Raw genomic sequence first — 2,211 nt, 5'->3', positions numbered from 1 at the left:
GTCGAACACGATCCTTTATCTCGACGGCGTCTCGGTCTCCTTCGATGGTTTTCGCGCCATCAACAATTTGTCGCTGGTGCTCGACAAGGGCGAGATGCGCGCCATCATCGGCCCCAACGGCGCCGGCAAGACGACGATGATGGACATTGTCACCGGCAAGACGCGGCCCGACGAAGGCGATGTGTTCTTCGACGGCCAGGTCGATCTGACCAAGCATGACGAGGCCGAAATCGCCATGATGGGCATCGGCCGCAAGTTTCAGAAGCCGACCGTGTTCGAAAGCCACACGATCGAGGAAAACCTGATGTTGGCGCTGAAGGGACCGCGCTCGATCTTCCCGGCGCTGTTCCATCGCCGCTCGACCGCCGAGACGCGGCAGATCGATGACATCCTCGGCATCATCCGGCTTGGCGACAAGCGTGACGAACTGGCGGCCAATCTGAGCCATGGACAAAAGCAGTGGCTCGAGATCGGCATGCTCCTGGCACAGGACCCGAAACTGCTTCTGGTCGACGAACCGGTCGCCGGCATGACCGATGCCGAGACCGAGGAAACCGCTCGTCTGCTCAAGGACATCGCCCGCGACCATTCGGTCATCGTCGTCGAGCATGACATGCATTTCGTGCGCGAGCTCGGCGTCAAGGTCACCTGCCTGCATGAGGGCTCGGTGCTCTCGGAAGGCACACTCGATTTCGTGTCGGCCGACGAGCGTGTCGTCGAAGTCTATCTGGGGAGATGAGCATGGTCTGGCGGGTGCAGTTCCATCATTTCGATCTGTCGTTTCTGCGGTTCTGGAAAAGGCGCTGACATGCTCGAAGTTTCCAATGCCACGCTGCACTACGGCGCCGCCCAGGCACTGCGCGGCGTGTCGCTGAAGGCGGGCGCCGGCAAGATCACCTGCGTGCTCGGCCGCAACGGCGTCGGCAAGACCAGTTTGATGAGATCGATCGTCGGCCACCACCGGCTGACGAGCGGAAGCGTTGCCTTCGAGGGGAAGGCGCTCGACCGGAGCGCGGCGTATGACCGCGCCCGGTCGGGCATCGCATTCGTACCGCAGGGCAGGGAGGTCTTTCCGCTGCTCACCGTGCGGGAGAACCTGGAATCAGGCTTTGCGCCGCTGAAACGGGCCGACCGCAACATTCCGGCGCATGTCTTCGAATTGTTCCCGGTGCTGAAGCAGATGCTCGGCCGCCGCGGCGGTGATCTTTCCGGCGGCCAGCAGCAGCAGCTCGCCATCGGACGGGCGCTGGTGATGCGGCCGAAACTGCTGGTGCTCGACGAGCCGACCGAGGGCATACAGCCTTCGATCATCAAGGACATCGGCCGCGCCATCCGCTACCTGCGTGACCAGGCCGGCATCGCCGTGCTTCTGGTCGAACAATATCTCGATTTCTGCCGCGAGTTGGCCGACGAGGTCAACATCATGGACCGTGGCGTGATTGTCCATACCGGTCCGGCGGAAGATCTGGACCGTGCTGATGTCAGGAAGTTCCTGACGGTCTAGAATCGCCAACGCACTTCAGTTGACGATCCGAAGTCCTTGGCAAGTCCAGTATTTCTCCGGCCCTGCGCCAGCGTCTCTGGTGCATCGGCAACTGCGTGCTAGTCTTTTCCTAGGCTTTTGTGAGTCGGCCGCTTCCGTACCAGTCTGGTTTATCGCAGATCGAGGAGCACGGCCAATGCCGGGCAAGTTTCACGCAAGCAAGGCTGCCTAGCTTCCCTCCTGCGATCTCTGTCGTTCAAACGCGTTTGGGCACACAGGCTAAGGGACAGCCATGGAACGTTACGTCGAGGATTACCAGAAGCGGCGGCTTATCGAACGGGTCGATATCATCGCTGCCATCAACATCTTGAGATCACAGGGCTGCGATTACGACGATCTGATCGAGGAGATCACCAAGGTCTTCTATGTCGATCTCGATACCTTCAATGAGATTGTCATGGCGGCCTAGGAGCCGCATTCGTCTCGCCACGATCAGAGGCCGGTGTTGACACACGCGATCAGCCTGCGCGCCTGAGCGGAGAGGCGGTGACGCGGTTTCGGCCGGCGCGCTTGGCGTCGTAGAGCGCCTTGTCGGCGGCATTGAGCACCTTGTCGAAGCCGAGGCCTTCCTTGGTGCCGAAAGCAAATCCGGCACTGACCGTGCATATCAGCGAGCCTGTCTCGGTTTCGATGCGGTGCGCGGCGAAAGCTGCCCGGATGGCCTCGGC

The 2,211-nt window shown here is 61.1% G+C and carries 4 protein-coding genes; 3 read left to right on the top strand and 1 reads right to left on the bottom strand.

Features of this window, described 5'->3' with window-relative positions; genetic code table 11:
- The 3 genes from urtD to EOD15_RS33105 form a co-directional block, all read left to right on the top strand.
- Positions 1–739 (top strand): urea ABC transporter ATP-binding protein UrtD (gene urtD / locus EOD15_RS33115; RefSeq protein WP_127409233.1); only part of this gene is annotated, 739 nt, incomplete at its 5' end.
- Positions 740–808: 69 nt separating this feature from the next.
- Entirely contained in the window at positions 809–1,504 is a 696-nt protein-coding gene (urtE, locus tag EOD15_RS33110; RefSeq protein WP_023813006.1) for an urea ABC transporter ATP-binding subunit UrtE, read from the top strand.
- 271 nt (positions 1,505–1,775) lie between these two features.
- Positions 1,776–1,952, top strand: coding sequence for a hypothetical protein (locus tag EOD15_RS33105; RefSeq protein WP_081738697.1), 177 nt, complete (start codon positions 1,776–1,778; stop codon positions 1,950–1,952).
- Positions 1,953–2,001: 49 nt separating this feature from the next.
- On the opposite strand, the gene EOD15_RS33100 is transcribed toward EOD15_RS33105, so the two are convergent.
- Positions 2,002–2,211 (bottom strand): diguanylate cyclase (locus tag EOD15_RS33100; protein WP_127409232.1); only part of this gene is annotated, 210 nt, incomplete at its 5' end.

Origin of the sequence: Mesorhizobium sp. M7A.T.Ca.US.000.02.2.1 (genome assembly GCF_003996995.1) — a bacterium.
In the GTDB taxonomy this organism is placed as follows: domain Bacteria; phylum Pseudomonadota; class Alphaproteobacteria; order Rhizobiales; family Rhizobiaceae; genus Mesorhizobium.
This window is presented reverse-complemented; position numbering and strand designations above follow the sequence as displayed.